We start from the raw sequence: 14,107 nt of genomic DNA on the forward strand, positions 1-14,107 counted from the left end.
ATGGGTAAGGCAAAGTTTGAACGGAACAAGCCGCACGTCAACATCGGCACGATCGGCCACGTTGACCACGGCAAGACGACGCTGACCGCTGCGATCACCAAGTATTTCGGCGAATTCCGCGCTTACGACCAAATCGACGGCGCGCCGGAAGAGCGGGCCCGTGGCATCACGATCTCGACCGCCCACGTCGAATACGAGACCGAAGCCCGCCACTACGCCCACGTCGACTGCCCCGGCCACGCTGACTATGTGAAGAACATGATCACCGGCGCCGCGCAGATGGACGGCGCGATCCTGGTSTGCGCYGCCTCSGACGGCCCGATGCCGCAGACCCGCGAGCACATCCTGCTCGGCCGCCAGGTGGGTATCCCCTACATGGTCTGCTACATGAACAAGATCGACCTGGTCGACGACGAAGAACTCGTCGAACTGGTCGAGATGGAAATCCGCGARCTGTTCTCGACCTACGAATACCCGGGCGATGACATTCCGATCATCAAGGGTTCGGCGCACCAGGCGATGATGGGCACCCGCCCGGAAATCGGCGAATCGTCGATCCGCGCGCTGATGGCYGCKGTYGACWSCTACATCCCGACCCCGGCCCGCGCCGTGGACCAGCCCTTCCTGATGCCGATCGAAGACGTTTTCTCGATCTCGGGTCGTGGTACGGTTGTGACCGGCCGGATCGAGCGTGGCGTGATCAACGTCGGTGACGAAGTCGAAATCGTCGGCATCCGCGACACCAAGAAGTCGACCTGCACCGGTGTGGAAATGTTCCGCAAGCTGCTGGACCGYGGTGAGGCTGGCGACAACGTCGGCGTTCTGCTGCGCGGCATCGACCGTGAAGGCGTGGAACGTGGCCAGGTGCTGTGCAAGCCGAAGTCGGTTTCGCCCCACACCAAGTTCGAAGCCGAGGCCTATATCCTGACCAAGGAAGAAGGCGGCCGTCACACGCCGTTCTTTGCGAACTACCGTCCGCAATTCTACTTCCGCACCACCGACGTGACCGGCACTGTTGAGCTGCCGGCCGGCACCGAGATGGTGATGCCGGGCGACAACCTGAAGTTCAACGTCTCGCTGATCGCGCCGATCGCCATGGAAGAGAAGCTGCGCTTCGCTATCCGTGAAGGTGGCCGCACCGTCGGCGCCGGCGTGGTGTCGAAGATCCTCGAATAATAAACTTGCGGCGCGTCTTGCAAGGCGCGCCGCATTTCTCTACTGCGACGCAATCTACCGCCGACCAACAACACATGTGAACCTATGAGCCGGGCGCGATGCTCCGCTTACGTTCCGAAGGAAAAAGCAATGCAAGGTCAAACCATTCGCATTCGGCTCAAGGCCTTCGATTTCCGCGTTCTGGATGCCAGCACGCAAGAGATCGTGAACACGGCCAAGCGCACGGGCGCTACTGTGCGCGGGCCGATCCCGCTGCCGAATAAGATTGAGAAATTCACGGTTCTCCGTGGTCCGCACATCGACAAGAAGTCGCGCGACCAGTGGGAAATCCGTACGCACAAGCGTCTTCTCGATATCGTCGATCCGACCCCCCAGACCGTGGACGCGCTGATGAAGCTCGACCTGGCTGCCGGCGTCGACGTCGAAATCAAAGTGTAAGGAGCGAAAACCATGCGCTCTGGCGTTATTGCAAAGAAGCTGGGCATGACCCGGCTGTTCCTTGAAAACGGCACCCAGGTTCCGGTGACCGTTCTTCAGCTCGACAACCTGCAGGTCGTGGCCCAACGCACCGCTGATCGTGACGGCTACACCGCCGTTCAGCTCGGCGCCGGTACGGCCAAGGCCAAGAACACCACGCAAGCTCAGCGCGGCCACTTCGCCAAGGCCAATGTCGCGCCGAAGCGGAAGATCGCGGAATTCCGCGTGACCCCGGATTGCCTGATCGAAGTTGGCGCGGAAATCACCGCTGACCATTACCTCGCCGGTCAGTTCGTCGACATCGCCGGGACCTCCTCGGGTAAAGGCTTCCAGGGTGCCATGAAGCGGCACAACTTCGGTGGTCTGCGGGCTTCGCACGGTGTGTCGGTTTCGCACCGTTCGCACGGTTCGACCGGCCAGTGCCAGGACCCCGGCAAGGTGTTCAAGGGCAAGAAGATGGCCGGCCACATGGGTGCCGTCCGTTCGACCACCCAGAACCTGCAAGTCGTCCGCACGGATGCCGAGCGTGGTCTGCTGATGATCAAAGGCGCCGTCCCCGGTCATGCCGGCGGTTGGGTCACGATCAAGGACGCCGTGAAGAAAGCAGCTCCCGCGGGTCTGCCGATTCCGGCAGCCGTCCGGCAAGCTCAAGTTTCGGCTGCGCCTGTCGCCGCTGAAGGGGGTGAAGCATGAAACTGAACGTCATCACGCTGGATGGGGCCGCAGCTGGCACCATCGACCTGGACGAAGCGCTGTTCGGCCTTGAGCCGCGCGCCGACATCCTGCACCGCGTCGTGCGTTGGCAGCGGGCGAAGTCGCAAGCTGGTACGCACTCCACGCTGACCCGTGCTGAAGTGTCCTACTCGACCAAGAAGATCTATCGCCAGAAGGGCACCGGCGGCGCACGCCACGGTTCCAAGAAGGTCTCGACCTTCCGTCACGGTGGTACCTCCAAGGGTCCGCATCCGCACAGCCACGCGCATTCGCTGCCCAAGCAGTTCCGTGCGCTCGGTCTGCGTCATGCCCTGTCCGCCAAGGCGAAAGCCGGCGAGCTGGTGATCATCGACACGGCAAGCCTAGCGGAAGCCAAGACCGCCGTTCTCGCCAAGTCCGTGATGGAACGTGGCTGGAAGCGCGTTCTGGTCATCGACGGTGCTTCGGTCAACGAGAACTTCGCCCTGGCCGCCCGCAACATCGAAGGCCTGGATGTCCTGCCGACGATGGGCGCGAACGTCTATGATATCCTGAAGCGTGACACCCTGGTGATCACCAAAGCAGGTATCGAAGCTTTGGAGGCTCGCCTGAAATGAGCGCGAAACCCGAACACTACGACCTGATCAAGAAGCCCGTCATCACCGAAAAGGCCACCATGGCCTCGGAAAATGGCGCGGTCGTGTTCCAGGTTGCGATGGATGCCACCAAGCCGCAGATCAAGGAAGCCGTCGAGGCGATCTTCTCGGTTAAGGTGAAGGCGGTCAACACCACCATCACCAAGGGCAAGTCCAAGAAGTTCCGCGGCCGTGCCGGCGAGCGGAGCGACAAGAAAAAGGCTTATGTTACGCTCGAAGAGGGTAACACTATCGACGTCTCCACGGGCCTCTGATAGTAAGCCGCGAATCTCCATGGCCCCGGTTCTCCGGGGCCATGGATTTTTAAGGAAGACAGTCCGCGGCCCCGGTTCTCCGAAGCCAAGGACGAGCAGATCGACGGTCTGGAGCCCGGGGTTACCGCCCTGCCAGACTTACCACCGGGGAGCTTCGGCGCCCTACACACCCGGGTCTGAAACCTCAGACCCCCCTAACGGAAGACAGAGAGCATGGCACTTAAGTCGTATAAGCCGACGACGCCTGGCCAACGCGGGTTGGTTCTGATCGACCGTTCGGATCTGTTCAAAGGCCGTCCGGTCAAATCCCTTACCGAGGGTTTGACCAAGACCGGTGGCCGGAACAATACCGGACGTATTACGATGTGGCACAAGGGTGGCGGCGCCAAGCGCCTTTACCGCATCGTCGATTTCAAGCGCACGAAATTTGATATGCCGGCTGTGGTCGAGCGGATCGAGTACGATCCCAACCGCACCGCCTTCATCGCCCTGATCCGCTACGAGGACGGCGAGCAATCCTACATCCTCGCTCCGCAGCGTTTGGCCGTTGGTGACTCGGTTGTCGCCGGCGCCAAGGTTGACGTGAAGCCCGGTAACGCGATGCCCTTCTCGGGCATGCCGATCGGTGCCATCGTCCACAACGTGGAGCTGAAGCAAGGCAAGGGCGGCCAGCTGGCCCGCGCTGCCGGCACCTATGCCCAATTCGTCGGTCGCGACGGTGGCTATGCGCAGATCCGCCTGTCTTCGGGCGAGCTGCGTCTGGTCCGTCAGGAATGCATGGCCACCATCGGTGCCGTGTCCAACCCCGACAACTCCAACCAGAACTTCGGTAAAGCCGGTCGTATGCGCCACCTTGGCGTCCGCCCGACCGTCCGCGGTGTTGCAATGAACCCGATCGACCACCCGCATGGTGGTGGTGAAGGCCGTACCTCGGGTGGCCGTCACCCGGTTACGCCGTGGGGCAAAGGCACCAAGGGCAACAAGACCCGCAAGTCCAAGCACTCGGACAAGCTTATTGTCCGTTCGCGTAACGCGAAGAAAGGGCGCTGATCCATGGCACGTTCTATCTGGAAAGGCCCGTTCGTCGACGGTTACCTGCTGAAGAAGGCAGAGACCTCGAAAGCGTCGGGCAAAAACGAAGTGATCAAGATCTGGTCGCGTCGCTCCACCATCCTGCCGCAATTCGTGGGCCTGACCTTCGGCGTCTACAACGGCAAGAAGCACATTCCGGTCAACGTGACCGAAGAGATGATCGGCCAGAAGTTCGGTGAATATTCGCCGACCCGGACCTATTACGGTCACGCCGCCGACAAGAAAGCCAAGAGGAAGTAAGCCATGGGTAAGGAAAAGAATCCGCGCCGCGTGGCGGACAATGAAGCAATGGCCGTGGCGCGCATGCTGCGCACCTCGGACCAGAAGCTGAACCTCGTCGCCGGTCTGATCCGCGGCAAGAAGGTGGACAAGGCTCTGGCCGACCTCACCTTCTCCAAGCGCCGGATCGCGGGCGAAGTGAAAAAGGTTCTGCAATCGGCGATCGCCAATGCGGAAAACAACCACAGCCTCGACGTCGACCAGCTGGTCGTCGCCGAAGCCTGGGTTGGCAAGAACCTCGTCATGAAGCGGGGCCGTCCGCGGGCACGCGGCCGTTTCGGCAAGATCATGAAGCCGTTCTCTGAAATCACGATCAAGGTCCGCCAAGTCGGGGAGACTGCATAATGGGTCAGAAGGTCAATCCGATCGGCATGCGCCTGCAGGTCAACCGCACCTGGGACAGCCGCTGGTTCGCCGAGTCGAAAGACTACGGCAACCTGCTGCTGGAAGACCTGCGCATGCGCGAGTTCGTGCACAAAGAGTGCAAGGCCGCCGGCATCTCCAAGGTGATCATCGAACGTCCGCACAAGAAGTGCCGCGTGACGATCTACACCGCCCGTCCGGGCGTGATCATCGGCAAGAAAGGTGCGGACATCGAGACGCTGCGCAAGAAGCTCTCGGTCTTCACCAAGTCCGAACTGCACCTGAACATCGTCGAAGTGCGCAAGCCCGAACTGGACGCCCAACTCGTTGCCGAGTCGATCGCCCAGCAGATGGAACGCCGCGTCTCCTTCCGTCGCGCCATGAAGCGCGGCGTGCAGAACGCGATGCGCATTGGTGCCCTCGGGATCCGTGTGAACGTCGGCGGCCGTCTCGGCGGCGCTGAAATCGCCCGGACCGAATGGTACCGTGAAGGCCGCGTGCCGTTGCACACGCTGCGCGCCGACATCGATTATGCCCTGTCCGAAGCCATGACGCCCTATGGGATCATCGGTGTGAAGGTCTGGATCTTCAAAGGCGAAATCCTTGAGCATGATCCCCAGGCCCATGACCGTCGTCAGGCTGAATCGCAGGAAGGCGCCGCACCGCGCCAACCGCGCCGCGAACGCGCCTAAGGGAGAATAGACATGCTGCAACCTAAGCGCACTAAATTCCGCAAGCAGTTCAAGGGCCGCATTCATGGTGAGGCCAAGGGCGGCTTCATGCTGAACTTCGGTTCCTTCGGCCTGAAGTCCACCGAACCCGAGCGTGTGACCGCGCGGCAGATCGAAGCGGCCCGCCGCGCGATCACCCGCCACATGAAGCGCCAGGGCCGCGTCTGGATCCGGATTTTCCCGGATGTTCCGGTCTCGGCCAAGCCCGTCGAAGTTCGTATGGGTAAAGGCAAGGGCTCGATCGACTACTGGGCGGCCAAGGTGAAACCCGGCCGTATCATGTTCGAGATCGACGGCGTCTCCGAAGAGATCGCCCGTGAGGCCCTGCGCCTCGGCGCGATGAAACTGCCGGTCCTGACCCGCGTCGTGCAACGCGAAGACTGGTAAGCACGGTGCGTGCCAGCACGCACCCTACCGAAAATGGGCCCCGCCGGTGACGGTGGGGCCTTTCTTTTTGATAAAGCCCATCCCGCAAAGGATCCTGTCATGGCCGAAATATCCTCCCTCTTCGTCACCCGCCTTTATCGCGCCGCCTTGTCCGAGCTGGGCAAGAAGAAGGTCGATTACGAGGCCCTGAAAGACGCCTGCGAGGCGATTGCCGAGGATGACGAGGCGGGCCAGGCCTGGTGCGAGGAGCACGGCTATCCGGGCTACACCTCCTATGCCTCGCTCAACGACCTGCCCTGGCGCTTTCCGATCTTTGCCGATCTGGAGAAGGCGCTCGACAAGCATGTCGCGGCCTTCTGCAAGGATCTGGGCTTCGACCTTGGCGACAAGAAGCTGAAATGCGGGAGCTTCTGGATCAACATCCTGCCGCAGGGCGGCATGCATGCCAGCCACATCCACCCGCATTCGGTGATCTCCGGCACCACCTATGTCGCCATGCCCAAGGGCACCTCGGCCCTGAAGCTCGAAGATCCCCGCCTGCCGATGATGATGCACGCGCCGCTGCGCCTCAAGAAAGCCGGGCAGGATCTGCAGAGCTTTGTCTATGTCAAACCAGAGGTTGGCGAGGTCCTGCTGTGGGAAAGCTGGCTGCGCCATGAGGTGCCGATGAACCTCGCCGAAGAGGAACGCATCTCGGTCTCCTTCAACTACGAATGGGCCTGACCCCGCCTCTGCACGGATGCGCAGAAGCCCTGCGGCTTTGCGCCTTTGCCGATGGCCGGGGGAGAGGTTATCTCTGCCCCAGCAATGGAGGCTGAGATGGCTGTTGAACTTGGGCTTGATACCTTTGGCGATACCCCGCTGAACCCTGAAGGCGCGCAGAAACGGCCGGATCAGGTGCTGCGCGATGTGGTCGAGCAGGCGGTTGTGGCTGACAAGGCCGGGGTTGATTTCATCGGCCTGGGCGAACATCACCGCCCCGACTTCGCCATCTCCGCCCCCGAGATCGTGCTGGCCGCCATCGCCGGCCGCACCGAGCGGATCCGGCTTGGCACCGCCGTCACCGTTCTGTCCTCGGATGATCCGGTCCGGGTGTTCCAGCGCTTTTCCACCCTCAACGCCGTGTCGAACGGCAGGGCCGAGGTGATCCTCGGCCGCGGCAGCTTTACCGAAAGCTACCCGCTGTTTGGCTATGACATGTCGGAGTACGAGGTCCTGTTCGAGGAAAAGCTCGACCTCTTCGCCCAACTGGTGCGCGAGAAGGAGGTCACTTGGGCTGGCTCCACCCGCACCGGCCTGAACAAGGTACGCGTCCAGCCGCCGCTCGGGCCGGAAGGCATGCCGGTCTGGGTCGGCGTCGGCGGCAGCCCGGAATCGGTGGTGCGTGTGGTGCGGCAAGACCTGCAGCTGATGCTGGCGATCATCGGCGGCGACCCGCGCCGCTTCCTGCCCTATATCGACCTCTACCACCGCGCCTGTGCCCAGCTGGAAAAGCCGGTGCGCCCGGTCGGCGTGCATTCCCCCGGCTTTGTCGCCGCAACGGATGAGGAAGCGCGCGAGATCGCCTGGCCCGCCCATCAGGAAATGTACGGCCGTCTGGGCCGTGAACGCGGCTGGCCGCCCACCACCAAGGCCCGCTTCATCGACGAGATCGAGAATGGCTCGCTCTACATCGGCTCGCCCGAGACGGTGGCCCGCAAGATCGCTGCCACCGTGGCCGACCTTGGCCTTGCGCGCTTCGACATGAAATATGCCACCGGCCCGATCGATCATGGCGCGCTGGTCACCTGTGTCGGGCTCTATGGCGAAAAGGTCATTCCGATGGTGCGCGACATCCTGGCCGCGACGCCCGCCAGCTGAAACAAAAAGGGACGGAGCGGCGCTCCGTCCCTTTCCAATTCTGCCGGTCGAAAGCTCAGGCTTCGGCGCTGACCGCTTCGGCCTCGTCAGCTTCGCCCTTGGCGGCCCGCTCGGCGATGGCCATGGTCACGCCGGCGCGCTTGATCGCCGTCAGGGCCCGGCGCATGCCGCGCAGTTCGGACTCGTTGACCGCCTGACGCGTCTCCCTCCAGGCGGCGGTGCGCTCGGCGGCGGTCTTGTCGGGGTTGGCCGCCGACCATTCCTGCTGCCACAGCGCGCGGACGAGCATCCGGGCGATCTGCAGTTCGGGGCCCTTGGGGCCGGCAGCGCCTTTGCCCTTGGCCTTGCCGCGCGGTTTGTCTGCAACTTGAAGCTGAACGTCGTCTTGCATGGGGAACTCCTGTGCGATTTGCCCCGGAATATGCCCATTTGGCCCATAGTCAACCTCTTCCCCGCTGAGCTGGGCCAAGGCCAGCCAAGCTTGGCCCGCTTTGAGCAAATGATGGTCAATTCCGCAGCGCCAGACCGGAAAACTCCCGCCTGTCGAGAATATCGGCAGTTTTCCTGCGGGGGGTGATCTGGTAAGCCCGAGACGTTGGCGCTTAGGATCGGCAAATCCGGCGGGTGATGGAATTGGAACAGGACGAAGGGATTTCGAATGGCGGGCAGATACCTGATGGTGGGTGCGGGGCTTTCAGGCGCGGTGATCGGTCGCCATCTGGCCGAGCTGGGGCATGAGGTCACGATCGTTGATGCCMGTGATCATGTCGCCGGAAATTGCCATTGCGAACGTGACCCTGAAACTGGCGTCATGGTCCATATTTATGGGCCCCATATCTTCCACACCGACGATGCCGAGGTCTGGGATTATGTGAATGCCTACGAGACCTTCATGCCCTACAAGAACCGGGTGAAGACCATCTCCAAGGGCCAGGTGTTTTCCCTTCCGGTCAACCTGCACACGATCAACCAGTTCTTCCACGCCACGATGAACCCGGCCGAGGCCAAGGCCTTCCTGGAATCCAAGGCCGACACCACGATCACCGATCCCCAGACTTTCGAGGATCAGGCCCTGCGCTTTGTCGGTCAGGAGCTTTATGAGGCCTTCTTCAAGGGCTACACGCAAAAGCAATGGGGCGTGCATCCGACCGCGCTTCCCGCCTCGATCCTGAAGCGGCTGCCGGTGCGCTTCAATTATGATGACAATTACTTCTTCCACAAATTCCAGGGCATGCCGCAAAACGGTTATACCGCGATGGTGGAACGGATTCTCGACCATCCGAATATCACCGTCCATCTGTCGACCCGCTTCACCCGCGACCAGGCGGCGGCGTATGACCATGTCTTCTATTCCGGCCCGCTGGATGGCTGGTACGAATACGACATCGGCCGCCTCGGCTACCGGACGCTCGACTTTGAACGCTTCACCCATCAGGGCGATTATCAGGGCTGCGCCGTGATGAATTACGGCGAGGTCGATGTGCCCTGGACCCGGATCACCGAACACAAGCATTTCTCCCCCTGGGAGGAGCATGAGGGTTCGGTGATGTACCGCGAGTTTTCGCGGCTTTGCGGGCCGGATGACATCCCCTATTACCCGATCCGCCTGATGGAAGAGCAGGAACTGCTCAAGCAATATGTGGCCCGGGCCGAGGCCGAAACCGGCGTCACCTTCGTAGGGCGTCTGGCGACCTATCGCTATCTCGACATGGACGTCACCATCCGCGAGGCGCTGAACACCGCCCGCACCTTCGTGGAAACCTCAGCCAAGGGCGGGACCATGCCGGCTTTCGCGGTACGCCCGATATGAACCAGCAGACCGCAGACGCTCTGCCGCCCCAGGGCGCAGAGCGGGTGCGTCTGGTGGCGCTCGTCGTCACCTACAACCGACGGATCCAACTGCACCGCACCATCGACCGGCTTCTGGCCGAGGATCTCGATGCGATCCTCGTCGTCGACAATGCCTCGACCGATGACAGCACCGAGTTCCTGTTCCGGGTCAAGGACCCGCGCCTGCATGTCATCACCCTGACCGACAATGTCGGCGGGGCAGGGGGATTTGAGCAGGGCCTGCGCGTGGTGGCCGAGAAGTTCGACCCCGACTGGTGCGTGCTGATGGATGACGATGCACGCCCAGATCCCGGCGTCATGTCGCTCTTTCTTGGCCGCGCCAGTGGGTTGGAGAAACAGGGCTTCGAGGCCGTGGCCGCTGGGGTCTACTACCCCGATGGCACGATCTGCGACATGAACCGCCCCTCGCGCAACCCTTTCTGGCACATGAAGGATTTCCTGCGCACCGCCTGTGGTGGCGGACGTGGCGGCTTTCACGTCGGCGATGCCGACTATGCCACGACCGAGCCTGTGGCGATTGATGCGACCTCCTTTGTCGGCTTCTTTCTGTCGCGCAAGGGGCTGGCGCGGGCGGGTTACCCGAATGGCGATCTGTTTCTTTACGCCGATGACGTGATCTACACGCTCAAGATGACGCGGATGGGCGGCTCCATCGGCTTCGTGCCCGACCTGCGGTTCGAGCATGACTGCTCCACCTATCGGCAGGGCGGCGGCGATATCTACCGCCCGCTGTGGAAGGTCTATTACAACTACCGCAACAGCCTTCTGGCCTACCGCGTCGCCGCCGGTCCGGTGCTGTTCTGGCCGGTCCTCGTCATGGCCGTGGTCAAATGGTACCTGCGCGCCCGCCATGCCGGCTCCGACCGGCTGGCCTATATGACGCTGTTCCGCATGGCCGTCATGGATGCGCTGCGCCACAACCTGACCCGCAAGCACACCGAGATCCGCCGCATCGCCCGCCACCCCGAGACCGAACATGACCCCAAGGCGCATCCGGCGCCGCGTCCGAAGTGAGGCGGTTTGTGCCGCGGTGCAGCAACCGCAGCGCGCCACTTGGCTTGACGCGGGCCCCCGGACTGCGCATCCTTTGGACGGGGCGGGATTTCCGCCCGCCTTCGCCGTGTTTTATCCGATGATTGCCGTTGCCGCCGGGCCCCCGCTTCAGCCCAAACCGAATGTCCGCCCGATATCTGCAGCTGTCCAACCGGGGTGATCCGTGTCCGCCAAAAAAACCCAAAGCATCCCGCGCAACCCCGCCAGGCTGGTCAGCCGCAACGCCACGGCCAGCCTGACCGCTGACGCTGTGCAATCCTGGCTCACCCTGCAGACCCTGCTTCTGGCCCAACCCGGCGTCTGCACCGAAACCGAGATGTTCTACCGCGCCTTCGGCCCGGTCTATGTCAGCGAACTGAACTCCCAGCTTCTGATCGAGCCGGGCTCGGCCCTGCATTTCTCGACTGCCTACAATCTTTTGGGGCTGGAGGCGCTGGAGGCCTCCTGCCGCCTCGGGCGCCTGGCCTTTGCGCTGCGCGGCACCGGTCTGGTCGAGGTCATCGTGTTTCAGGGTCTCGCCGGGCGGTCCTGGCAAAGGCTGGTCTCCGATATCGTGATGCTCGACCCCGAGGAGGAGACGGTCCTCGATCTGGATTGCGTGGGCCTGAACCGGCGCGAGGGCGCGCTCTGGGTCGAGCTGCGCGCCGTGGACGATGCCGAGGATGTCTGCCTCCAGTCCGGCCGTTTCCTGACCGACGCCCAGCCCGATCCCGCGACCCGTCTGGCGATCTGCCGCCCGCAGCGCGCATCGGCGGCGGCCGAGGCCGGCCCTGACCGGATGTTCGACCGTCTCGCCACCTGGGCCGCAGGACAGCAGGGCAGGGCCGCGCTCTTGACCTGCGGGCCGGTGGCGCAGACCTCCCCCGCCGTCATCAGCCTGCCCGCCACCCCCGACCGCCACACCGCCCACCAGGCCATGGTGGCCGAGGCGCAGGCGCGCGGCTTCACCCATGTCCTCCTCCTCGACCCCGACACCACCCTCGGGGTGGAGATGCTGGACCGCACGCTGGCGTGTCTCTCGATCCTGCGCAGTGGCACGGTGGCGATCGGCGCCAGCCTGCTCGACGTGGCCGAAGCCTCGCAGCTCTCTGACAACGGGTTGGTGCGCAATGCCGAAGGCAAACTGACCGCCCATGCCATGCAATTCGACATGCGCGAGATCGGCTCGGTTCTGGATTCCGGCTACGAGGCGGTGTTGGACTCGCGCTCGGGCCTGATCGTCGCGCGTTCCACCTTCGTGGCCCTTCCCCTGGCGGCCCTGGGCAGCGATCCGGCCGCCGCACTCCGGCGCGAGCGGTTCGGGGTGGATGAGGTGACCTGCCTTCAGGACGGTCTCTTGCAGGTCAATCCCTTGCCCGGTGTTCTGATCCGCCGCGACACCTATGGCCGCAAGGTCACCGGCCTCTTGACCCTGCAGAACCTGATCTTCCCCGAGCAGGGCATCTGCACCGAAGGCAACATGTTCTTCCACGGCCACGGCCCGGTCGTCTATGACGAACGCGCCGGCCTGATCACCGTGGCCCAGGGGGCGACGGCGGCGTTCGACACCTATTTCAACGCGCTCTCCATCGGCAAATGGCACGAGAATTGCGCGTTGAACGGTCTCTGGCTCGGCCTGACCGGGCGCGGGCGGGTCGAGGTCAAGGTCTTCCACGCCATCCCCGACCGCTCGTGGGAACTGCTGGCCACCACCATCGTCAGCCTGTCCAAGGGCAACGAGACCCTGATCGACCTGTCGCATTACGCCGACAACGCCACGCGCGGCGTGATCTTCTACGAGGTGCAGGCCCTCAGCCAAGGTGTGGCCATCACCGCCGCCCGCTACATGACCGAGGGCGCGCCCAACCCGGATCGGCGGCTGGCCCTGTCGATCACCACCTTTAAGCGCGAGGCGCAGGTCGAAAACACCGCCCGCCGTCTGGCGCATTACTTCGAACGCGCCGATTTCGCGCCCTATATGGACTGTTTCATCGTCGACAACGGCGATTCCGCCAAGATCCTCGCCCATCCGAAGATCCGTCGCATCCCCAACGCCAACCTCGGCGGCGCCGGCGGCTTCACCCGGGGCTTGCTCGAGGCCGAGGCGGCCGGCTACTCCCATGTCCTCTTCATGGACGATGACGCCTCGATCCCGATGGAGGCCTTGCACCGCACCTATGCCTTCCTGACGCTTGCCAAGGACCCCAAGGCCGCCATCGCGGGCGCCATGATCAACAACACCGACAAATGGCGGATGTGGGAGAATGGCGCCACCTTCGACCAGCGCTGCTATCCCCTTTTCACCGGGGTGGACCTGCGCGACCGCGACGCCGTGATCGCGATGGAGAACGAAAGCGCCCTGTCGCGGTCGTCCAAGATGTACGGTGGCTGGTGGTTCTTCGCCTTCCCGGTGGCCGAGGTCAAACGCCACCCCTTCCCCTTCTTCGTGCGCGGCGACGACGTGAACTTCTCGCTCGTCAACGAATTCGCCATCACCACGCTGAACGGCGTCGTCTCCTTTGCCGATGACTTCATCGACAAGGAAAGCCCGCTGACCTGGTACCTTGACCTGCGCAGCCACATGGTCCACCACCTGACGCTGGACAAGATGGAGGTCGGGCGGCTGGCCCTGACCCGGATCGGCCTGTCCTTCTTCAAGCGCAACATCGTGAAATTCCAGTACGAGACGCTGGAAGCCGTGCTGATGGCTTGGGAACATGTGCTTCAAGGCCCGGATTTCTTCACCAAAAACGCCGACGCCTCCGGCCCCCGCGCCGCGATCAAGGCCCTGACCAAGGTCGAAAGCTGGAAGCCCGTCGCCGATATCAAGCCCGAGCACAAGGCCGGCTTCCTTGACCGCAAACTCGGCGCGCGGCGCAAGTTCTATCCCTTGTCGCTGAACGGCCACTTCCTGCCCTTCTTCCCGATCTGGGGCAGCAAGCGCGTGATCCCGGCCTGGCAGCGCGGCCATCTCGATGCGGTCTGGGGGGCGGCACAGCTGACCTTCCTCAGCTCCAACCGCGACAAGGCCTATGTCACCAAACGGTCGAACTGGAAGGCGGCGAAGCTCTTGGCGCGGCTCACCGCCCTCAGCCTGCGCACGATCCTCGGCTACGACCGCCTGCGCGCCCTCTATCACCGCCGCTATCCTGAGATCACCTCGGCCGACTACTGGACCCAGACCCTGTCGATGCCGGAGAAAGCCGCGCCCAAGACCGAGGCGGCCCCCCTCATCGCTGACACGGCGGCCTGAGCG

At 63.2% G+C, this 14,107-nt stretch carries 16 protein-coding genes; 15 read left to right on the forward strand and 1 reads right to left on the reverse strand.

The genetic code is table 11. The features are described from left to right. The 12 genes from tuf to AC1DVR_RS21705 form a co-directional block, all read left to right on the forward strand. Window positions 1-1,176: elongation factor Tu (tuf, locus tag AC1DVR_RS21650; protein ID WP_478002697.1), on the forward strand; the 1,176-nt coding region annotated here is incomplete at its 5' end. Window positions 1,177-1,305: 129 nt separating this feature from the next. Then, entirely contained in the window at window positions 1,306-1,614 is a 309-nt protein-coding gene (rpsJ, locus tag AC1DVR_RS21655; RefSeq protein ID WP_168776097.1) for a 30S ribosomal protein S10, read from the forward strand. A gap of 12 nt (window positions 1,615-1,626) precedes the next feature. Next, the gene (gene rplC / locus AC1DVR_RS21660; protein ID WP_478002698.1) at window positions 1,627-2,346 is read left to right on the forward strand and encodes a 50S ribosomal protein L3; all 720 of its coding nucleotides are present in this window, start codon (window positions 1,627-1,629) and stop codon (window positions 2,344-2,346) included. Then, window positions 2,343-2,963, forward strand: coding sequence for a 50S ribosomal protein L4 (gene rplD / locus AC1DVR_RS21665; protein ID WP_478002699.1), 621 nt, complete (start codon window positions 2,343-2,345; stop codon window positions 2,961-2,963). The genes rplC and rplD overlap by 4 nt, the downstream gene beginning before the upstream one ends. Continuing rightward, a complete protein-coding gene (locus AC1DVR_RS21670; protein ID WP_478002700.1) occupies window positions 2,960-3,256 on the forward strand; it encodes a 50S ribosomal protein L23 in 297 nt (98 codons plus the stop codon). The genes rplD and AC1DVR_RS21670 overlap by 4 nt, the downstream gene beginning before the upstream one ends. Before the next feature lie 213 nt (window positions 3,257-3,469). Continuing rightward, window positions 3,470-4,306, forward strand: a complete 837-nt coding sequence (gene rplB, locus AC1DVR_RS21675) for a 50S ribosomal protein L2 (RefSeq protein ID WP_478002701.1) — start codon at window positions 3,470-3,472, stop codon at window positions 4,304-4,306. A 3-nt stretch (window positions 4,307-4,309) separates the two neighbouring features. Next, window positions 4,310-4,588: a 30S ribosomal protein S19 gene (gene rpsS, locus AC1DVR_RS21680; RefSeq protein ID WP_478002702.1), complete on the forward strand. Its 279-nt coding sequence runs from the start codon at window positions 4,310-4,312 to the stop codon at window positions 4,586-4,588. 3 nt (window positions 4,589-4,591) lie between these two features. Then, a complete protein-coding gene (rplV, locus tag AC1DVR_RS21685; RefSeq protein ID WP_478002703.1) occupies window positions 4,592-4,972 on the forward strand; it encodes a 50S ribosomal protein L22 in 381 nt (126 codons plus the stop codon). Next, window positions 4,972-5,682 (forward strand): 30S ribosomal protein S3, encoded by a 711-nt coding sequence (rpsC, locus tag AC1DVR_RS21690; RefSeq protein ID WP_478002704.1) that lies wholly within the window; start codon window positions 4,972-4,974, stop codon window positions 5,680-5,682. The genes rplV and rpsC overlap by 1 nt, the downstream gene beginning before the upstream one ends. 12 nt (window positions 5,683-5,694) lie before the next feature. Further along, the gene (rplP, locus tag AC1DVR_RS21695) at window positions 5,695-6,108 is read left to right on the forward strand and encodes a 50S ribosomal protein L16 (protein WP_478002705.1); all 414 of its coding nucleotides are present in this window, start codon (window positions 5,695-5,697) and stop codon (window positions 6,106-6,108) included. Between the two features lie 99 nt (window positions 6,109-6,207). Further along, window positions 6,208-6,831: a TIGR02466 family protein gene (locus AC1DVR_RS21700; RefSeq protein ID WP_478002706.1), complete on the forward strand. Its 624-nt coding sequence runs from the start codon at window positions 6,208-6,210 to the stop codon at window positions 6,829-6,831. A gap of 96 nt (window positions 6,832-6,927) precedes the next feature. Continuing rightward, window positions 6,928-7,968 carry an LLM class flavin-dependent oxidoreductase gene (locus AC1DVR_RS21705; protein ID WP_478002707.1) on the forward strand — a complete coding sequence of 347 codons (1,041 nt, stop codon included), beginning with the start codon at window positions 6,928-6,930 and terminating at the stop codon, window positions 7,966-7,968. A 55-nt stretch (window positions 7,969-8,023) separates the two neighbouring features. Here the strand turns inward: AC1DVR_RS21705 and AC1DVR_RS21710 are convergent, their stop codons facing one another. Continuing rightward, window positions 8,024-8,359 (reverse strand): hypothetical protein, encoded by a 336-nt coding sequence (locus AC1DVR_RS21710; protein WP_478002708.1) that lies wholly within the window; start codon window positions 8,357-8,359, stop codon window positions 8,024-8,026. A gap of 267 nt (window positions 8,360-8,626) precedes the next feature. On the opposite strand from AC1DVR_RS21710, the gene glf reads away from it, so the two are divergent. The 3 genes from glf to AC1DVR_RS21725 all read left to right on the forward strand — a co-directional run bounded on the left by glf (window position 8,627) and on the right by AC1DVR_RS21725 (window position 14,104). Continuing rightward, the gene (gene glf / locus AC1DVR_RS21715) at window positions 8,627-9,778 is read left to right on the forward strand and encodes a UDP-galactopyranose mutase (protein WP_478002709.1); all 1,152 of its coding nucleotides are present in this window, start codon (window positions 8,627-8,629) and stop codon (window positions 9,776-9,778) included. Then, on the forward strand, window positions 9,775-10,833 hold the full coding sequence (locus AC1DVR_RS21720; protein WP_478002710.1) for a glycosyltransferase: 1,059 nt from the start codon (window positions 9,775-9,777) through the stop codon (window positions 10,831-10,833). Before glf ends, AC1DVR_RS21720 begins: the two co-directional genes overlap by 4 nt. 202 nt (window positions 10,834-11,035) lie before the next feature. Then, the gene (locus tag AC1DVR_RS21725; RefSeq protein ID WP_478002711.1) at window positions 11,036-14,104 is read left to right on the forward strand and encodes a hypothetical protein; all 3,069 of its coding nucleotides are present in this window, start codon (window positions 11,036-11,038) and stop codon (window positions 14,102-14,104) included. The last annotated feature ends 3 nt before the right edge of the window (window positions 14,105-14,107 follow it).

This window comes from Rhodobacter sp. P2_H5 (genome assembly GCF_056403335.1).

Excerpts from the sequence above, each read along its gene's own strand:
- rpsJ (WP_168776097.1), top strand. The coding sequence starts at position 1,306 with ATGCAAGGTCAAACCATTCGCATTCGGCTCAAGGCCTTCGATTTCCGC.
- rplC (WP_478002698.1), top strand. The coding sequence starts at position 1,627 with ATGCGCTCTGGCGTTATTGCAAAGAAGCTGGGCATGACCCGGCTGTTC.
- rplD (WP_478002699.1), top strand. The coding sequence starts at position 2,343 with ATGAAACTGAACGTCATCACGCTGGATGGGGCCGCAGCTGGCACCATC.
- AC1DVR_RS21670 (WP_478002700.1), top strand. The coding sequence starts at position 2,960 with ATGAGCGCGAAACCCGAACACTACGACCTGATCAAGAAGCCCGTCATC.
- rplB (WP_478002701.1), top strand. The coding sequence starts at position 3,470 with ATGGCACTTAAGTCGTATAAGCCGACGACGCCTGGCCAACGCGGGTTG.
- rpsS (WP_478002702.1), top strand. The coding sequence starts at position 4,310 with ATGGCACGTTCTATCTGGAAAGGCCCGTTCGTCGACGGTTACCTGCTG.
- rplV (WP_478002703.1), top strand. The coding sequence starts at position 4,592 with ATGGGTAAGGAAAAGAATCCGCGCCGCGTGGCGGACAATGAAGCAATG.
- rpsC (WP_478002704.1), top strand. The coding sequence starts at position 4,972 with ATGGGTCAGAAGGTCAATCCGATCGGCATGCGCCTGCAGGTCAACCGC.
- rplP (WP_478002705.1), top strand. The coding sequence starts at position 5,695 with ATGCTGCAACCTAAGCGCACTAAATTCCGCAAGCAGTTCAAGGGCCGC.
- AC1DVR_RS21700 (WP_478002706.1), top strand. The coding sequence starts at position 6,208 with ATGGCCGAAATATCCTCCCTCTTCGTCACCCGCCTTTATCGCGCCGCC.
- AC1DVR_RS21705 (WP_478002707.1), top strand. The coding sequence starts at position 6,928 with ATGGCTGTTGAACTTGGGCTTGATACCTTTGGCGATACCCCGCTGAAC.
- AC1DVR_RS21710 (WP_478002708.1), bottom strand. The coding sequence starts at position 8,359 with ATGCAAGACGACGTTCAGCTTCAAGTTGCAGACAAACCGCGCGGCAAG.
- AC1DVR_RS21720 (WP_478002710.1), top strand. The coding sequence starts at position 9,775 with ATGAACCAGCAGACCGCAGACGCTCTGCCGCCCCAGGGCGCAGAGCGG.